General features: G+C 70.2%; 13 protein-coding genes. 3 read left to right on the top strand and 10 right to left on the bottom strand.

What is annotated here, in order from left to right; translation table 11 throughout:
- Positions 1-6: 6 nt before the first annotated feature.
- From FHW79_RS17415 to FHW79_RS17400, 4 genes are read right to left on the bottom strand one after another with little or no spacing between them, the layout of a single operon-like run.
- A complete protein-coding gene (locus tag FHW79_RS17415; protein ID WP_183180122.1) occupies positions 7-909 on the bottom strand; it encodes a DUF1839 family protein in 903 nt (300 codons plus the stop codon).
- 20 nt (positions 910-929) lie between these two features.
- Entirely contained in the window at positions 930-1,868 is a 939-nt protein-coding gene (locus tag FHW79_RS17410; RefSeq protein ID WP_247884457.1) for an amino acid--[acyl-carrier-protein] ligase, read from the bottom strand.
- A 26-nt stretch (positions 1,869-1,894) separates the two neighbouring features.
- Complete coding sequence (locus FHW79_RS17405) at positions 1,895-3,094, bottom strand: acyl-CoA dehydrogenase family protein (protein ID WP_183180121.1); 1,200 nt, start codon at positions 3,092-3,094, stop codon at positions 1,895-1,897.
- A complete protein-coding gene (locus FHW79_RS17400) occupies positions 3,091-3,423 on the bottom strand; it encodes an acyl carrier protein (RefSeq protein ID WP_183180120.1) in 333 nt (110 codons plus the stop codon). The genes FHW79_RS17405 and FHW79_RS17400 overlap by 4 nt, the downstream gene beginning before the upstream one ends.
- A gap of 223 nt (positions 3,424-3,646) precedes the next feature.
- On the opposite strand from FHW79_RS17400, the gene FHW79_RS17395 reads away from it, so the two are divergent.
- From FHW79_RS17395 to FHW79_RS17385, 3 genes are all read left to right on the top strand, one after another.
- Positions 3,647-4,072 carry an OsmC family protein gene (locus FHW79_RS17395; protein ID WP_145673156.1) on the top strand — a complete coding sequence of 142 codons (426 nt, stop codon included), beginning with the start codon at positions 3,647-3,649 and terminating at the stop codon, positions 4,070-4,072.
- Positions 4,073-4,535: 463 nt separating this feature from the next.
- Positions 4,536-8,357: an autotransporter domain-containing protein gene (locus FHW79_RS17390; protein ID WP_183180119.1), complete on the top strand. Its 3,822-nt coding sequence runs from the start codon at positions 4,536-4,538 to the stop codon at positions 8,355-8,357.
- A gap of 5 nt (positions 8,358-8,362) precedes the next feature.
- Positions 8,363-8,887 carry an invasion associated locus B family protein gene (locus FHW79_RS17385; protein ID WP_183180118.1) on the top strand — a complete coding sequence of 175 codons (525 nt, stop codon included), beginning with the start codon at positions 8,363-8,365 and terminating at the stop codon, positions 8,885-8,887.
- Here the strand turns inward: FHW79_RS17385 and FHW79_RS17380 are convergent.
- From FHW79_RS17380 to FHW79_RS17355, 6 genes are all read right to left on the bottom strand, one after another.
- Positions 8,856-10,055 (bottom strand): tetratricopeptide repeat protein, encoded by a 1,200-nt coding sequence (locus tag FHW79_RS17380; protein WP_247884456.1) that lies wholly within the window; start codon positions 10,053-10,055, stop codon positions 8,856-8,858. The two genes, FHW79_RS17385 and FHW79_RS17380, sit on opposite strands and share 32 nt — an antisense overlap.
- Positions 10,056-10,075: 20 nt before the next feature.
- Positions 10,076-11,656: a sulfotransferase gene (locus FHW79_RS17375; RefSeq protein WP_183180116.1), complete on the bottom strand. Its 1,581-nt coding sequence runs from the start codon at positions 11,654-11,656 to the stop codon at positions 10,076-10,078.
- Positions 11,657-11,906: 250 nt separating this feature from the next.
- Positions 11,907-12,722, bottom strand: coding sequence for an enoyl-CoA hydratase (locus FHW79_RS17370; RefSeq protein WP_211108345.1), 816 nt, complete (start codon positions 12,720-12,722; stop codon positions 11,907-11,909).
- Positions 12,723-12,754: 32 nt separating this feature from the next.
- Complete coding sequence (locus FHW79_RS17365; RefSeq protein WP_183180115.1) at positions 12,755-13,837, bottom strand: ABC transporter ATP-binding protein; 1,083 nt, start codon at positions 13,835-13,837, stop codon at positions 12,755-12,757.
- Positions 13,834-15,627 carry an iron ABC transporter permease gene (locus FHW79_RS17360; protein WP_183180114.1) on the bottom strand — a complete coding sequence of 598 codons (1,794 nt, stop codon included), beginning with the start codon at positions 15,625-15,627 and terminating at the stop codon, positions 13,834-13,836. The genes FHW79_RS17365 and FHW79_RS17360 overlap by 4 nt, the downstream gene beginning before the upstream one ends.
- A 175-nt stretch (positions 15,628-15,802) precedes the next feature.
- A complete protein-coding gene (locus tag FHW79_RS17355) occupies positions 15,803-16,858 on the bottom strand; it encodes an extracellular solute-binding protein (protein WP_183180113.1) in 1,056 nt (351 codons plus the stop codon).
- Positions 16,859-16,914: the final 56 nt, after the last annotated feature.

The raw sequence follows: 16,914 nt of genomic DNA, 5'->3' as shown, positions 1-16,914 counted from the left end.
CGTCCGTCACCCGCAATGGCGGAGCAGCGCGCCGAAGGCGCCGTCATAGGCCCGCTCCATCGCCTCCAGCGCTTCCGCGTGGTCGCCGAAGCGTCGCCGGTGTACGCCGCGCGCGAGTTGGAACTGGAGCGCCTTGGCGGTGGCGGAGAGGGTGGCGCAGGCCTCCACCGCCTCAAGCGGACCGCCGATCCAGCGCGCATACAGGCCGAGAAGTTCGAAATTCGCTCCCACCTGCCGCAGCGTGTTGAAGGCGTAGAGGTGGAAATAGTCCATGGGCCGGGCGGCCAGAACCTCCAGATGCTCCGGCAGCGCGGTGCGGAAGGCGGCGATGGGGTTGCTTGCCGGGCGGCGGCGCAGATGGTCGGACAGCAGGGCGCGGGACGCCTCCCTCAGGGCTTCCCCCTCCAAGGCCGGACCGCGGCGCTTCACGAACTCCACATAGGGGAACAGGGGGGCGGGGGCGAACAGGCCGTCGTAATCCTCCCCCTCCAGCGTGAAGCGTCCGGCGTTGTGGATGTAGTCGAGCCGCCGCGCGCCCGCGTCCATGCCGAGGATCGCGATGGTCGTCTTGACGTGCTGCGCGCGATACGACGTGCCACGGGTGTCCGGCAGGTGATAGCCGTCCACCTCGACCAGCACGGGACGCCCGCGCGCCACCTGCACCGCCGCGTGGTTTTCCACCCGGTCGTAAAGGGCGAGTTCCTGCACCTCCAGCCCGTAGAGCCGGCGCAGGTCCTCCGGTGGAACCTTGAAGAAGGTGAACTGGTCGCCCTCGAAATCCTGGGCGACGGTGAAGGCCAGGGCGGCCATCGGCTCCATCCCCAGCGCCCGCAGCAGCCCCAGCCACAGGTCGGTGTAGCAGTTGGTCTCCGCCCAGTCGCGGTCCGGCCTGTCGAGCGGATGCGCCATGCCCGGCCTCCCCTGCCCGCTCAGCCCCACAGGACGGCGCGCACGGCGGCGGGCCACGCCTTCACATCGAAGCCGTGATGACGGAACAGCGCCAGCGCCACCCGCTCCATCCCGAAGCCGACGCAAGCCGTGTGGGCGACGGCGCCGTCCGGGGTCCGCAGGTCCCACAGCAGCCCGAAATGGTCCTGGTGGTAGTTGAAGCTGAGGCAGGCGGTCGGCTGCTCGGCCGACGCGATGGGGATCAGCAGTTCGAATTTCAGCCCCTGGTCGCGCTGGCTGGCGGCCAGCATCCGCCCGGCCCGCCCGAAGAAGGGATCGTTCGCCAGATCGACGGCGACCGGCAGGGCCAGCGATTCCATCAGCGCCCGCCCCCGCTCCACCCAGCGTTGCCGGAAGTCCATCACCTGCTCCGGCGTGCCTACGCACACATACTCCCGCATCCGGAACAGCTGCATCCGCGCCGGGTCCAGCGACGGTTCATGGCGGAAGCAGTAGGAATAGACGTCGACCAGCGCGCCGTCGGCGGGCAGCGGCCCGCGCTCCGCGATGGTGGGGTAGACCGGGTAGCAGGCGGCGGGGGTCAGGACGACGTTGGTCGCCATCTGGGAGTCGGTCCACTCCTCCCCCTCCTCCAGCCGGCGCAGCAGGGACTGGTGGGCGCGCTCATCGCCCTTGAAGGCGTGGATGGTGCCGGCAAGGTGCGGAAAACTCTTCAGATAGCCGCTCTGCTCGAACTGATGGCGGGCCACCCCCGGGGGAAAGCGCATGACGTCCGCGCCGTCGTCGCCACCCCAGGTGGTGATCAGGTCGTTGAAGCGCTCCACCACATCCTCGAAGACGCCGCTTCGGCCGTACAGCCCGTCGACCCCCGTGGGGATCAGCAGCCCGGCCGCGACCAGCGCGTCGCGGAACGCCGCCTGCCCATTCTCCACCGGTGTGCCTTCTGCCCGCATGTCCATCCGCCGCGTTCCGTTCCGAAAAAGTCTCAGCCGAAGAGAGAGCCGTTGTCCCTGTGCGCCAGCAGCAGGTTCGCCGTGTTGCCCAGAATCCGGTCGTTGTTGATCATCAGCGGCGCCGAGTGCGCATCGCGCAGGTGGCGGCCCAGGCTGTGGGGACTGTCGTTGCGGTAGGCGGACAGCCCGCCCACCAGCATCGCCTGCCCGACGATCCGCACCACCATCTCCGCCGCTTCGGTCTTCAGCGTGTTCATGGCGACGGCGAAACCCAGGGCGGTGAGGCGGTCGGGATCCTCGGCCGCCTCCTCGAAGCGGGCGAGCGCGCCGCGCACCATCCCGCGCATCGCCTGAAGCCCGGCGGTCGCCTCGGCCAGCCGCCGCGCGCCCGGCGGCGGGGTGCCGGGGCGCTTGCGCGCCTCCGCCCGGATGAAGGCGGCGGCCCGCGCCACCGCGTCGGTCGCGATGCCCAGCCAGACGCTGCTCCACAGGATGTGCGTCACCGGCAGCATGGTGCGGGCGGAGATGTCGGCGTAGGGCAGCGGCAGGATCTGCGCCCGCCCGGCCTCCGCCACCAGCCGGTAGCCGACGCTGCGGGTGCCGCGCATGCCCAGCGTGTCCCAGCCGCCGATCTCCTCCAACTGCGTTTGACCGCGCAGCACCGGCACGATGACCTGATCGGAGGGCGGCGAGTCCGCCGTGCGCCGCGCCGTCACCAGGATCGCGTCGGCCTCCGCCCCGTAGGAGATGACTGTCGCCTGCTTCTCCAGCCGGAAGGTGCCGCCCGTCTCGTCCCCGCCCGCGCCGGACACCGCACAGGCGCTTGAGCGCACGTCGCCGCCGATCCCGGCCTCGGTGGTGGCGGAGGCGAGAAGAAGCTGCTCCCCGGCCAACCGCTCCAGGAAGCCGCGGTGCCAGTCGCTGCGCTGCCCGTGCCGCACGAGACAGGCCACCTGGATCTGGTGCATGGCATAGATCAGGCCGCTGGACGGGCATTTCTGGGCCAGGGCGTGTGCCACCGCCGCCGCGTCGGCCAGACCGCCCCCGACCCCGCCGAAATCCCGTGGCACCATCAGGCCGAGCAGCCGCGCCTCCTTCAGGGCGGCGAAAGCCTCGGCGGGGAAACGCGCCTCGCGGTCGACGCTGTCGGCATGGCGTCCGGCGATGGCGGCGGCCTCCGCAGCAACCTCCGGCGCCAACGCCGCCGGACCGTCGGGCGCGGCCGCCCTCATCCGGCCTCCAACCCGCCCGGCGCCCCGTCCAGCAGCAGGCCGGCAACCGCCGCGCGGATCGCCGCAATGCTCTCGAAGGTGCGACGGCGCAACAAATGCTCCGGAAACTCGACGCCGTAGCGCTCCTCCAGCGCCAGCATCAGGTTCACCGACCCGTGGGAGGTCAGACCGGCGGCGTAGAGGTCGTCCTCGTCGGACAGGGTGGCGGCGTCGGTGGCCAGCCCGCCGCTGTCGGCGAGAAGCGCCCGGATGTCGGCCGCGCTGACCGCCGGAGCCTCGCCGCCCCGCGGTGCCGCTCCAGCCGCGATCTGCCAATCCGGTTGGCGCATGCTCATTCCTCCTACCCCCATTCAACCTCTGGCTTTTCCTGTGCCGGGACAACGCCACAAAACCTTAATTGTTCTGCGCCTTCCTCTGCTTTTCCGTATGCCCCGGGTGCTTTTCGGGTGCCAAACGCTCCTCTTGCTTAACTCCTGTGGCGATTGCCGTTCCTCCGGTCGGTTCTAACTTGAGCGGAGGTTCATCCAACAATCACAGGATCGGGAGATCACCATGGCTGTGCGGCAATCGGATGCAGAGTGGCGCGGCAACCTCGCCCAGGGCTCAGGCACGATGCGGCTGGGCAGCGGCGCGTTCGAAGGTGCCTACTCCTTTCCGTCGCGCTTCGAGAACGGCACCGGCACCAACCCGGAGGAACTGATCGCCGCCGCCCACGCCGGCTGCTTCTCCATGGCACTGTCCGCCGGCCTGTCCAAGGCCGGGCACACGCCGACGCGTGTCCACACCACCGCCCGCGTCCACCTGGACAAGGTCGGCGAGGGCTTCGCCATCACCAGGATCGAACTCGACTGCGAGGCCGAGATCCCCGGCATCGACGCCCAGACCTTCCAGCAGCAGGCCGAGGGCGCCAAGAAGAACTGCCCGGTGTCCAAGGCGTTGACCGGAACCGAGATCACCCTGAACGCCCGCCTCGCGTGAGCCTATCCACCCCGGCAGTCCCTCGACCGAGGGCTGCCGGGGTGGAGCCACGCCTCCCATTCATTAACGCCATTCTTTGATACCGGCGTCGGAATTGGCGGCAACAGCGCCGCGAAGCCGTGAGACAGTTTTGCGGCGCTGCTGTTTGTAACAAATTTCGTCATTTCAAAATGCAAATTTCCATAAAGTGGTTACTTTCAAAACGTGAAAACTTTCATGAAATCTATCACTCTCAGCTAAAATTCTTTCTCTCGGCCACTCATCGAATCTGCAAGACACGGGAAACAAGAGATCGTTCATAGATGTACTGCGATCTTTGCTGTGATATTAGATAAAAATTAAGTATGAATAATTTTGTTTGCTTTATAATTTGCCTTGGCGGCCAAAAGTGGTGCTCGTTATGATTGGGTGGTTCACACCATTGGTCGTAACGCTTAAGCCCCGCTTGCAAGGTGAGTTGCCCATGCCGCCGTCGCCCTCCCCCCTCGACACCATCCGCCAAAGCCTGATGTCGGGTGGGCGCCTTCCGGCGATGGTCGCCGCCCCCATCGCGCTCGGCGTGTCGCTCGCCGCGAGCGCGGCGCCGATCGACACGCTGTCGACCATCACCAACCAGTCCTTCTATCCGGGCGGAAGCAACATCCTCATCACCAGCACCGGTGGCGTGATCGACAGCGGCACCGGAACGGACCCGAACGATCTGAGCACCGGCGTCTGGATCAACGCGAACGGCGGCTGGACCCTGACCAACCAGGGCACGATCAAAATCTCGCTCGAGGCGGCATACAATCAGGCCGACGGTGTCTACGCGCAGAATTATGGAACCGTCATCAATGCCGGCCTGATCAGCGCGAAAAATGCCTATGTCGGCATCCTGATCAACAATTCGAACGGGTCGAAATCGGTCATCCAGAATACCGGGACGGTGATCGGCAACTGGTCCGCCATCGAGATCGCCCATGCGGCCGACATCACGAACGGCTCTCCGACGAACGGGACCGCGCTGATCCAAAGCCTGCTGCCGGCGCAACAGGCATTCCAGACCCAGTACCCGGCGATCAAGACCCAGAACTTCTCGACGGCGAGCACGCTCACCAACTACGGGACGATCATCGGCGCCTCCGACGCGGTTTCGATCACCGGCGCCTCGACCATCGTCAACCATGGGACCATCGCCGCCGGTTCCGGCCACAAGGCGATCCGGACCTCTGCGCCCGGTCAAGTCAGTTCCATCACCCTGAAGGACGGCAGCGTCGTTCTCGGTGGGTTGTCGAACGACGGCGGCACCCAGAACCTGATCCTGGAGGGAAGCGGCACCCTGTCCGGACCAATCTCCGGCGCCACGACCTTGACCCTCACCGGAACGGCCTGGACCCTGGGCGGCGCGAGTTCGGCCGCATCGACGGACGTCCAGGCCGGAACGCTGCGCGTCGACGGCTCCCTCACCACCGCGCTCCAGCTCGCCAGCGGGACGACGCTCGCCGGGACGGGCACGGTCGTCGCGACCGTGACCAGCCCGTCCGGCGTCACCCTGGCTCCCGGCGGCGCCACTACGCCCGGCACGCTGACCATCACCGGCAACTACACGCAGCAGAACGGCAGCACGCTGGCAATCCGGACGACGTCCAGCACCGCCAGCAAGCTGGCCGTCACCGGCACCGCCACCATGGGCGGCGCCCTGTCCATCACCTCCGCCGGCGGCGGCTACGGTGACAGCACGACCTACACCATCCTGACCGCGGCGGGCGGCGTGTCCGGCGGCTTCACGTCCATCACCAACAGCGACGCGACGCTGACACCGACGGCCACCCTGGACACGGCGAACAACCGGATTCAGCTCACCCTGACCAAGGTGGTCCCGCAGCCGGAGCCGAATCCCAACCCGAATCCAAACCCTGATCCGACCCCGAATCCCGAACCGAACCCAAATCCCACGCCAACGCCAACGCCGACACCCACGCCCACACCCACGCCTCCGGCGACCGGGGTGATCGACACCAGCCGTCCCAGCTTCACCAACGGCGACGGCGCGATCCAGGGCAGCACGGTCACCTTCGATGGCGGCACATTGCGCCCGGCCTCGCCGCTCACGGTCGGCCAGTCCGTCACGGTGACCAGCCAGGGCGGCACCATCGCCCCGAACGGCAGCACCGTCACGCTGGCGGGTTCGGTCGGCGGCAGCGGCGCGCTGGCGGCGTCCGGTCCCGGCACGCTGGTCGTCTCCGGCCAGCTCGCCAACGCCGGCGGCCTGTCGGTCGGCGACGGCGCGACCCTCAACATCGCCAAAAGCGGCGTGATCGCCGGCGGCGCATTGGCGCTGAACAACGGCGGCAGCGCCACGGTTGGCGGCGTCGTAGCCGTCCCGGTGACGGTGGCCCGCGGCGGCGCGATGACCGTCGTCGAGGGTGGCGGCGTCGGCGGCACGCTGGCGGTCCAGGGAGGCACCCTGACGGTCGCCGCCAACGGCGCGGTCAACGGGGCGGTCACCGTCACCTCCGGCGGTACCGCGACCCTGGCCGGCGCTGTCATGGCCCCGGTCACCGTCGGCGATGGCGCCATCACCGTGACGGCCACCGGCACCACCGGGGCGGTCACTCTTGGCAGCGGCGCCGCGGCGACGGTGGACGGGGTCGTCGCCGGATCGTTGGCCACCGGCGCCGGATCGACGTTCGGCGGGCACGGCGTGGTCGTCGGGCCGGCGGTGCTGTCCGGCACCCTGTCGCCCGGCAACTCCCCCGGCGTGCTGACCTTCCGGTCCGCCGTCACGCTGACCGGCACCAGCGTGCTGCGCGCCGAGATCGACGGCCCGACCGCCGGCAACGGTGCCGGCCGCCACGACCAGATCCGCGTCGAGACCGCGTCCTTCACCGCCGGCGGCACCCTGACCCCGGTGCTGCGCGGCATCAGCGGCGACGCCACCAACGCCTACACCGCCACGCTGGGGCAGAGCTTCACCATCGTCCAGGCGGACGGTGGTGTGTCCGGCAGCTTCGCCGCGGTGACCCAGCCGGCGGCGGGCCTGCCGGCCGGCACCCGCTTCGACACGCTGTACGACGCCAACACCGTCCGGTTGGTGGTCACGCCGACCAACTACGCGGTGCGCGGCGGCACGCGCAACCAGCAGGCCGCCGGTGCGGCAGTGGACGCGCTGCGTCCGGCCGCCGGGGCGCGGCTGGAGGGCGTGGCCGCCCCGCTGTTCAACAGCCTCTACGGCCTGCCGGGCAGCGGCATCGCCGGGGCGCTCGACCAGCTCTCGGGCAAGCTGCACGCCGACACTCTGGCCGCCGACCGCACCAGCCGCCGCCTGTTCGGCAGCGCGGTGGAAAGCCGACTGTCGGCGCTGCGCGGTGGCGAGGCCGCGTCCTCCGGCGTCCGGCTGGCCGGTGGCGGCAACGGCACGCGCGCCGTCGGCGAGACGGGCGAGACCACTAGCTCGGGCGGCGGCTCGGGCGGCGTGTGGGGCCAGCCGCTGGCGGCCTACAGCCGGACCGGCTCGGACGGCAACGCCGCCGGCACCACCGAGCGGATCGGCGGCTTCCTGCTCGGCGCCGACCACAGCTACGAGAACGGCGTGACCGGCGGCGTGGCGCTCGGCTACCTGCGCAACCGCGTCACCTCGCGCGACGGGCTGGGCAAGGCCGACGTGGACAGCTACCAGGCGACGCTCTACGGCTCCTGGAACCTGCGCGGTTCGGCCGACAGCCCCTACATCGAGGGCGCCGTCGGCTACGGCTACGCCAACTACGACGCCTCGCGCGGCATCGCCTTCGGCACGCTGGGCCAGGGCGCCAGCGGCAGCGCTGACGGCCATGACTTCTCGGTGGAGATCGCCGCCGGGCACCGCATGGCCTTCGCCGGGTCGGACAGCGCCTGGATCGAGCCGCGGGCCGGCCTGCGCTTCGACCGCATCACCCGCGAGGCGTTCCGCGAGTCCGGCGGGGGCGTGGCTCTGGACGTCGAGGCGGCGGGCTGGACCAGCCTTCGCAGCTCGCTCGGCGTGCGCGCCGGCACCAGCGTGACGGTCGGCGGCTGGCGCCTGCTGCCCAACGCCGCCCTGGCGTGGGAGCATGACTTCGCCGACGCCACGGCCTCCACCACCAACCGTCTGGGCGGGGTGGCCTTCACCGCCGACGCCAGCAGGCCGGGCCGCGACGCCCTGGTGATCGGCGCCGGGCTGGGCGTGGCTCTGGACGACCGGCTGACCGCCACCATCGGCGTCCAGGACGCGATCCGCGCCCGCGAGAACACGGTGTCGGCGACCGCCGGCTTGAAGTGGAAGCTGTGAGGAGCATGACGGCGATGCGCAAGGCGATCATCACGGGGGCGCTGGCGGCGCTCCCCCTCCTCCTCGCGGGCAGCCTGCCCGCCGGGGCGGTGGAGCCGGGCAAGACCTTTGGCGACTGGCAGACCGAATGCGAGACGCCGCCCGACGGCAAGCCGCGCTGCTTCCTGTCGCAGACCCGCGTGATGGAGAACAAGGAGGCGAAGCAGGCGACCCGCATCCTCAAGGCGTCGGTGGGCTATTTTACCCCCGACGGCAAGGGGGTGATGGTGGTGATCCTGCCGCTGGGCGTCGACCTGCGCGCCGGGGCGGCCTTGACCATCGATGACGGCAAGCCGCTGTCGCTGACCTACCAGCAGTGCATCCAGGACGGCTGCCTCGCCAACGCCCCGATGGACGAGGCGACGCTGACCGCGCTGCGCCGCTCCAAGAGCGCGCAGATCGCCGTCCGCCCCTATGGCGGTACGCAGGCGGTGGCCTTCCCGATCTCCACCAAGGGGATCACCGACGGCTTGGCCGCCCTGAAGCCCTGATCCTGCCTCCAGCCACCGCGGCGACGGCGCCGCGGATGGCCTCATCCCACCGTCCGGGCGCCGGTTGCCGGTGCAACGTGACGGTGGGATACCAGGGCGTGCCGCCGCAGCCCAGCAGCCAGCGCCAATCCGGCGCGTAGGGCAGCAGCAGCGCGGTCGGCCGCCCCATCGCCCCGGCCAGATGGGCGACCGCCGTGTCGACGCAGACGACGTGGTCGAGTTGCCCCAGCACCGCCATGGTGTCGGCGAAACTCTCCAGCTCCGGCCCCAGATCGACCAGCGGTGCCGTCCCGTAATAGCGGGCGGCCTCGGCCTGCGCCGGCCCCTTCTGGAGCGACACCAACGCGGTCTTCTCCAGCGCGAAGAACGGCGCGAGCCGCGCGAGAGGCAGGGAGCGGTTGCGGTCGTTGCCATGGGTCGGGCGCCCCGCCCAGACCAGCCCGACGCGGCGGTAGCCGCGGGGAAGCAACCCGTCCAGGCGCTCCGTCCAACGCTCCACCCGCTCCGGCTCGGCCCGCAGGCCGGGGAGCGGCGGCGGGACGGTGTCGATCCCCGTGCCGAACAATCCCGGCAGGCCGGACAGCGCGGCGTAGGCGTCGAAGGGCGGCACCTCCTCCCAATCGGTGACGATCCGGTGTCCGCCGGGAAGCGCGCGGATCACCGGCAGGATCTCCGGGCTGCACGCCACCACGAGATTCGCGCAGAGCGACGCCGCCATCGGCAGATAACGCGCGAACTGGATGGTGTCGCCGAAGCCCTGGTCGGCGACCAGCAGCAGAGTGCCCTCGGGCAAGGGGTGCCCATCCCATGGCCGCGGGGCGGACGAGCCGCCGCGCGTCAGGAGCGACGGCGGGACCAGCGGCGGCACGCCGCGAAGGCGCCAGCGCCATTCGTATTCGCGCCACCCCTCGTCCCATTGCCCGGAAAGCAGCAGCCCCTCGGCCAATTCGAAATGCGGCCCCGGCCAGTCCGGGCGGAGACGGACGGCGCGGCGCTCGCAGGAGATCGACGCCGCGACCTCCAGCCGGTCGTAGAGCACCACCCCGAGATTGTACCAGCAGGCCGCGTCGTCGGGGTCGAGCGCAACGGCGCGGCGGCCATGGGCGGCGGCCTCGTCCAGCCGGCCCTCGCGGCGGTGGAGTTCGCACAGGTCGCTGTCGGATGGCATGGTCGGCGGCATGGCGGCGGCTAGAGACTGTAGCCCAGGCCGAGAATGACCGGCTCCAGGATCGGGATCGCCGGCTTCAGATGGGCGATGTAGGCGCGATGGTGGTCGATGGAGCGGCTGTAGAGCTTCTCGGCGACCTGGGCGTGGCTGGGGGTGCGGGCGTGGCGCCGGTTCTCCTCGAAGCGCAGGCAGCGCCGGTCGAAACCCAGCCCGAGGAAGCCCAGCAGGCGCCGCACCGCCGGCTCCGGCTCCCGCACCAGATCCTCGTAGCGCAGCGGCAGGTAGCGCAGCGGCATCTCCCGCCGGTAATGCTCCACCAGATCGAACACCAGAAGGACGTGGCGGGCGGCGGTCTCCACATCGTTGGCGCAATGGAAGCCGTGGGTCAGGTTGGTGCCCATCATCGACAGCACGACGTCCAGCGGATGGCGCAGCACATGCACCACCGGCGCCGAGGGAAACATTAGCGCGATCAGGCCGAGATGCGTCTCGTTGAAGGGCATCTTGTCGGTGAACAGCGTGTGGCCCGGCTTGGCCGGAACCAGCTTGCGGGCGTGGCGGAGGTAGGCGTCGCGCAACCGCTCCAGCCCATCGCGCTGGTCGCCCATCCACAGCTCCGACAGCGCTTCCGGATAGCCGAGCGGGCTGCCCAGCGTTTGCGGCAGCGCCCGGACCACCGCGCCGAGCGCGGGCAGTTCGTCCCCCGCGACGATGGCCGGATGGCTGGACAGGATCTGCTCGACCAGCGTGGTGCCGGACCGCGGGGCGCCAGCGATGAAGACCGGCTGCGGCCCGGCGGCGGGAGCGGCGGGCCGCGGCATCAGGCGCAGGCGCGGCGCCACGAAGAAGGTGGCGAGGCGCGCGATGAGGTCCACTGCCGCCGCCTCGTCGTAATGGCGCCCGGCCTGCCGCAGCAGCGCCTTGCCGGCGGCGAAGGCGGCGAAAGCCTCGTCGTGGCGGCCCAGCCGGTCGAGGATGCGCCCCGTCTCCAGCAGCGCGTCGGGATCGGAACCGCTATGGCGGGCGGCCGAGGCGTCCAGGACGGCGAGCGCCCGCTCACCCTCCCCCTGCCGGGCCAGCAGGGCCGCCGCGAAGGTGTCGGCGCTACGGTGGCCGGGGTCGAGACGGCGAGCACGGTCCACCAGCCGTTGCGCGGCGATCAGGTCGCGGGCAGCGTCCTCGGTCTGCGCCCAGCCGTGCCAGGTCAGGGCGATGGACGGGTGAAGCGCCGTGGCCCGGCGGTAGGTCCGCCGCGCCTCCTCCAGCCGGCCCTGCCCGGTCAGGCTCCAGGCGAGGTTGGCCAGCGTCGCGGCGTCCGGCGGCGCCAGGGCCAGCGCCCGGCGGTAATGGAACTCGGCGGCCTGGGGGCGCTGGGTGTCGGCCAGCACCAGCGCCATCACCGTGTGGGAGCGCGCGTCCTCCGGTGCCAGGCGGACCGCGTTGCGGGCGTGGGGCTCGGCCTCGGCCGCGCGGCCTATCCGGAGCAGCAGCCCGGCCAGCTCCTGGGTCGCCGCCAGATCGTCGGGCGCGGCCCGCAACCGCCGCTCCAGCGCCGCAACGTCAGGAGCGCCGCTCGGAAGGTCGTCGGTCGTGGTCGTCATGACGGGCGGGTCCCCTGGCGGCGGAACGCCCGCAGGGGCGCGTGATGCGGCGCCAGGATAGTGAAGGGTATGGATGGCGGCAAGCGCATCCCCTCTCCCGTCCCGGGAGAGGGAAGGGGCCCGCGCGAAGCGTGGGAAGGGTGAGGGTGCCGTCAAGAATCCGTGCCTTGATCCTCGCAGGACCCTCACCCGGCCCTGCGGGCCACCCTCTCCCGGGGCGGGAGAGTGATTTGACGCCGCTGCGGACGCCCTACCGCCCCACCCAGACCGGACGGCGCTTCTCCAGGAACGCCGCGATGCCCTCCTGATAGTCGGCGGAAAGGTAGCAGAGGCGCAGCAGGTCGGCGTCGCCGTCCGCCGGCAGCCCATGGTCGCGCCAGCGCCGCAGCGCCTCGCGCGTCGTCCACAGGGTCAGTGGGGCGAGGCCCGCCAGCTCCTCGGCCAGTTCCTGGGTGCGGTCGGTGAGAGACTCCTCCGCAACGACGCCGCGCAGGGCGCCGGCCCCGGACAGTTCGTCGGCGGTCAGCAGGCGGGCGCTGAAGATCATCTCCTTGGTCCGCGCGGTGCCGAGGATGGCGGCGAGCCGGGCGAGGTTCTTGATGCTCAGGCAGTTGCCGACCGTGCGGGCGATGGGGAAGCCGAAGCGCACCGACGGCGTGGCGATGCGCACGTCGCAGCAGGCGGCGAGCAGCGCGCCCTCCCCGACGCAGGCGCCGGCCAGGGCGGCGATGGTGGGGACCCGCACCGCCTCCAGCGCCATGGCCGCGGTTTCCGCGCGGTCCTCCAGGATCGTGTAGTCCTCCGGAGTCTTCACGCTTTGCAGGCAGGAGAGGTCGGCGCCGGCCATGAAGGCGGGCTTGTCGCCGGCGGCACCGGTCAGCACCAGGGCCTTCACCGCCGGGTCGGCGTCGACCTCCCGGCAGATTTCGATCAGCCGGTCCTCCATCCACGGGGTGATGGCGTTGCGCGCCTTGGGCCGGTTGAAGATCACCCATTGGACGGCGCCGCGCCGCTCGGTCAGGATTTCGGGCAAGGCGTCGGCCTCGCCGGTCGTGGCGATGGTCATCGTTCGGAACTTTCTTGGATTGGACTGGCGGATTAAGCCGCCGGCCCGAGGATCTGGCAGGAGCCGATGGGAAGAAGCGCCGTCACCACGCTGCCCGGAGCGAAGCTCTGCGCCGGCGGGATGAAGGCGCGCAGCGTCCGCCCGCCCCCCAGATCCACCAACACGTCGCGATACTCCCCGAGATAGGCGGAGCGCCGGACGGTGCCGGACAGCACGTTGCAGCCCTCGGCCGGCAACCCTTTCTCCTCGGCGCCGAACAGCCGGACCTGGGAGGGGCGCACGCACAGCGACACCGTCCCGCCATGCGCCGCGCCGCTGCGGTCGGGCGCGGTCAGCACATGGGAGCCGACGCGGATGGCGCCGTTGCCCTCGCTGGTCCCGGCCAGCTCGTTGTTGGCGCCGATGAAGGTGGCGACGAAGGCGTTGGACGGCCGCTCGAAGATGTCCTCCGGCGAGCCGAGCTGCTGGAGATGGCCCGACTTCATGACGGCGATGCGGTCGGCGGTGACCAGCGCCTCCGACTGGTCGTGGGTGACGTAGACGGTGGTCAGCCCCAGCAGGTCATGGACCTGCCGGATCTCGAACCGCATCTCCTCGCGCAGATGGGCGTCGAGGTTGGACAGCGGCTCATCGAGCAGGAGGATGCGCGGCTCCACCGCCAGCGCGCGGGCCAGGGCGACGCGCTGCTGCTGGCCGCCCGACAGCTCCGACGGGTAGCGGTCGCGCAGCGCCTCCAACCGGACGGTGCGCAGCGTGCGGTCCAGCCGCTCGGCGATCTCCGCCTTCGGCAGGCGGCGGATGGCGAGGCCGAAGGCCACATTCTCCGCCACCGTCTTGTGCGGCCACACCGCGTAGTTCTGGAAGACCAGGGAGATGCCGCGCTTTTCCGGCGGCAGCACCCCGCGCGCCGAGGACAGCAGCACGTCGTCGGCCCAGATCTCGCCCTCCGTCGGCGCCTCGAACCCGGCGAGGAGCTGGAGCGTTGTGGACTTCCCGCAACCGGACGGGCCGAGCAGGGCCAGCAGCGTGCCGTTGGGGACCTGGAGGTCGATTCCGTGCAGCGCGGTGTAGGTGCCGAAGGACTTGCGGAGGTTCTTGATGCGGATCCCGCTCATGTGGGGAGAACTCCTTCCGCCGGGGCGGTTTTACGACCGGATTTGCGAGAGGTGCGGCGCACGGTGGTCAGGCGCGTCAGGGGACCGGCGGCGGCCACCAGCGCCAGCGTGATGAGGAGGAGAAGGACGCTCATGGCGCAGACGGCCTCGTAGTTGCCGCCGTCCTTGGCGTTGTAGATCAGGGTGGTCATCACGTTGGTCTTGGGCGTGATGAGGAAGACCGCCACCGACAGCTCCCGGATGATCGGGATGAAGACCAGGAACCAGCCCGACAGCAGACCGCCGCCCATCAGCGGGATGGTGATGGACAGGAAGGTCCGCCCCTCCCCCGCACCCAGGCTGCGGGCGGCGCGCTCCAGCTCCGGCCCGATGCCCTTGAGGATCGAGCCGCCATGGGCGTAGGCGATGGGCAGGAAGGTCGCCGCGAAAGCCGCCACCAGCAGCAGCGGCGTGCCGTAGAGGTTCAGCGGCGCCCGCGTGTAGGCGGCGAAGAAGCCGACCGACATGACGATGCCGGGGATGATGATGGGAACCGTCGCCACCGCGCCGAACAGGCTGGCGCCGAAGACCATCCGCCGCTCCACGATGTAGGCGACCACGGTGCCGAGCATCACGCACATCGTCGCGGCGAGCGTCGAGAACAGCAGCGAATTGACGATGGCGGTGTGCGTCTCCGAATTGCCAAACAGCGCCCACCAGTACCAGTGCAGCGACAGGTTCTCCCAAGACAGGCCCTGGCCCCAGGCGCGGGTCAGCGAGACCAGCAGCAGCGCCGCGTAGGGCAGGAAGACCGAGACCAGCGGCAGCAGCAAGGCCGCGCCGAAGGCCGGCCAGCGGGCGGCGCCCAGCGCGATCCGCCGCCCCGCCCGGCTCTTGCCGGAGATGGTGACGAACTGCTTGCGCCCCAGGATGCGGCGGCGCATCCAGAACAGCATCGCGGTGACCAGCAGCAGCGGCATGCAATAGGCGGCCGCCATGTAGATTTCCGGCGGGAACAGCTGGTAGAACTCGGCCAGCTTGGTCGTCACCACCGGGATGCCGGTCGGCGTCAGCAGGAAGGCCGGGACGCCGAACAGCGTCAGCCCCTGGATGAAGGACAGGATGAAGCTGGCGATCACCGCCGGGGTGACCAGCGGGATGGTGATGCTGAGCATGGTGCGCAGCGTGCCGGAACCCAGCGTGGCGGCGGCGTCCTCAAGCTCCACGGCCATCTCGTCGAGCGCGCTCGACACCATGGTGAAGCTGTAGGGGACGGTGTAGATGCCGCAGATGAAGATCGCCCCGGTCATCGAGTAGATGTTCAGCAGCGGCCCCGCCTCCGCCCCGGCGAGCGAGCGCCACAGCGCGTTCAGCCAGCCCGAGTTGGGAGCCGCCAGCAGAATCCAGCCGGTCGCCCCGATGAAGGACGGGGTGACGAAGGCGGTCAGCGTCAGCACGCGGATGGTGCGGCGGAACGGCAGGTCGGTCCGTGACACCAGCCAGGCCAGGGGCACGCCGATGCCGACGGCGATCACCGCGGTCGCCACGGCGAGGAGCAGCGAATTGAACAGCGGCTCCAGCAGGTCCGCCGACTGGAAGATCCGCGCGTAGTTGCCGAGCGTCCAGGCGCCGGTCAGGTCGTCGTGGAAGCTGTTGTTGAGAACCCAGCCGAAGGGCAGAACCACCAGCAGGAAGAGAAGAAGGGCGACGGCGCCGAAGACCACGGTCCTGGCGAGCGGCACGCGGGCCATCACCGGCCGCGCGGTCGCCGCGGCTGCGCTGTCTGGACTGTCCGTAGAAATGACCCCCATAGGGTCCGCCTCCATTGTCCATCAGAACCCTCTCCCGCCCCGGGAGAGGGTGCCCGCAAAGCGGGCGGGTGAGGGTCGGGCGAGGATCAGTGGATGATCCTAGACGGCACCCTCACCCTTCCCACGCTTCGCGCGGGCCCCTTCCCTCTCCCGGGACGGGAGAGGGAGTCTGGCATCAGCGCACCAGTTCCTTCCACTTGGCGATGCCTTCCGCGACCTCCGGGCCGAGGTCGTCGCCGGTGTTGCGATACCACTTCAACTGGTCCAGCGCCCGCCCCTCCGCCCAGGGCACGTCCTTGCGCAGCGTCGGCCAATAGTTCTTCTGGAGGATCATCGACACCTCCGTGGAGTAGAGGAAGTTGGTGAACAACCGGGCGGCGTTCGGGTGCGGGGCCTTGGCCAGGATGCCGGTGACGCCCAGGTTCAGGATGGCGTCGTCGGACGGCGCCACCACGTCGATGGGGTTGCCGGCGGCCTTCTGGGTCAGCGTGTAGCTGAAGGGCGCGCCGGAGCCGACGACGCGCTCGCCGGCCAGGATGTCGGTCACGGTGTCGACGTTGGACTGGCCGACCTTCGGCTTCTGCTTGCCGAAGGCGCGCAGGAAGTCGTCGCCGTACTTGCGGCGGATGGCGACGACCCAGTTCGCCACGTCGCCGGAGAAGGCCGGGCTGCCCGTGGTGATCTTGCCCTGCCACTGGTCCTCCAACAGAGCCTGCCAGCTCTGCGGCGGCGACGGGACCTTGCCCGGCGCGAAGTTGATGCTGGTCAGGCTGATGGCGCCGACATGGAACATCTTGTCGGGGTCGAGGGTGCGGAAGGCGTCCGGGATGTGCACGCCGTCCACCGGCTCGAAGGGCGCCAGCGCGCCGATCTTCTTCAGCTCCGTGTAGTGCAGCATGTTGGTGGTGCCCAGCGAGTCGCACTCGTGGACGCCGCTCTGCAGCTCCATGCGCAGGCGGGTGTAGACCGTCTGCGAGGCCTGGCGCAGCAGGTTGACCTCGATGCCCGGATACTTCGCCTTGAAGGCGTCGCGGATCGCCTCCATCGTCTGCTGCTCGTAGGAGCCCCAATAGAGGGTCAGCGCGCCTTCCTTCTTCGCGGCGGCGTAGAGCGGGTCGTCCGCCGCCGACGCGATGCGCGAGAAGGCGGTGCCGGCCAGCCCGCCGGTCACCAGGGCGGTGCCGACGAGTCCGCCGGTCTGGAGAAGGCGGCGGCGCGAGAATTCCATCATGTTGCCAATCCCTGTCTTGTGTTGCGGTACCGCCGTTTCGGCGTCGTTCTTCGTTC

The organism is Azospirillum sp. OGB3, assembly GCF_014192915.1.
GTDB lineage: Bacteria > Pseudomonadota > Alphaproteobacteria > Azospirillales > Azospirillaceae > Azospirillum.
The sequence above is the reverse complement of the archived record's forward strand: the minus strand, read 5'-3'. Positions and strand labels throughout refer to the sequence as shown.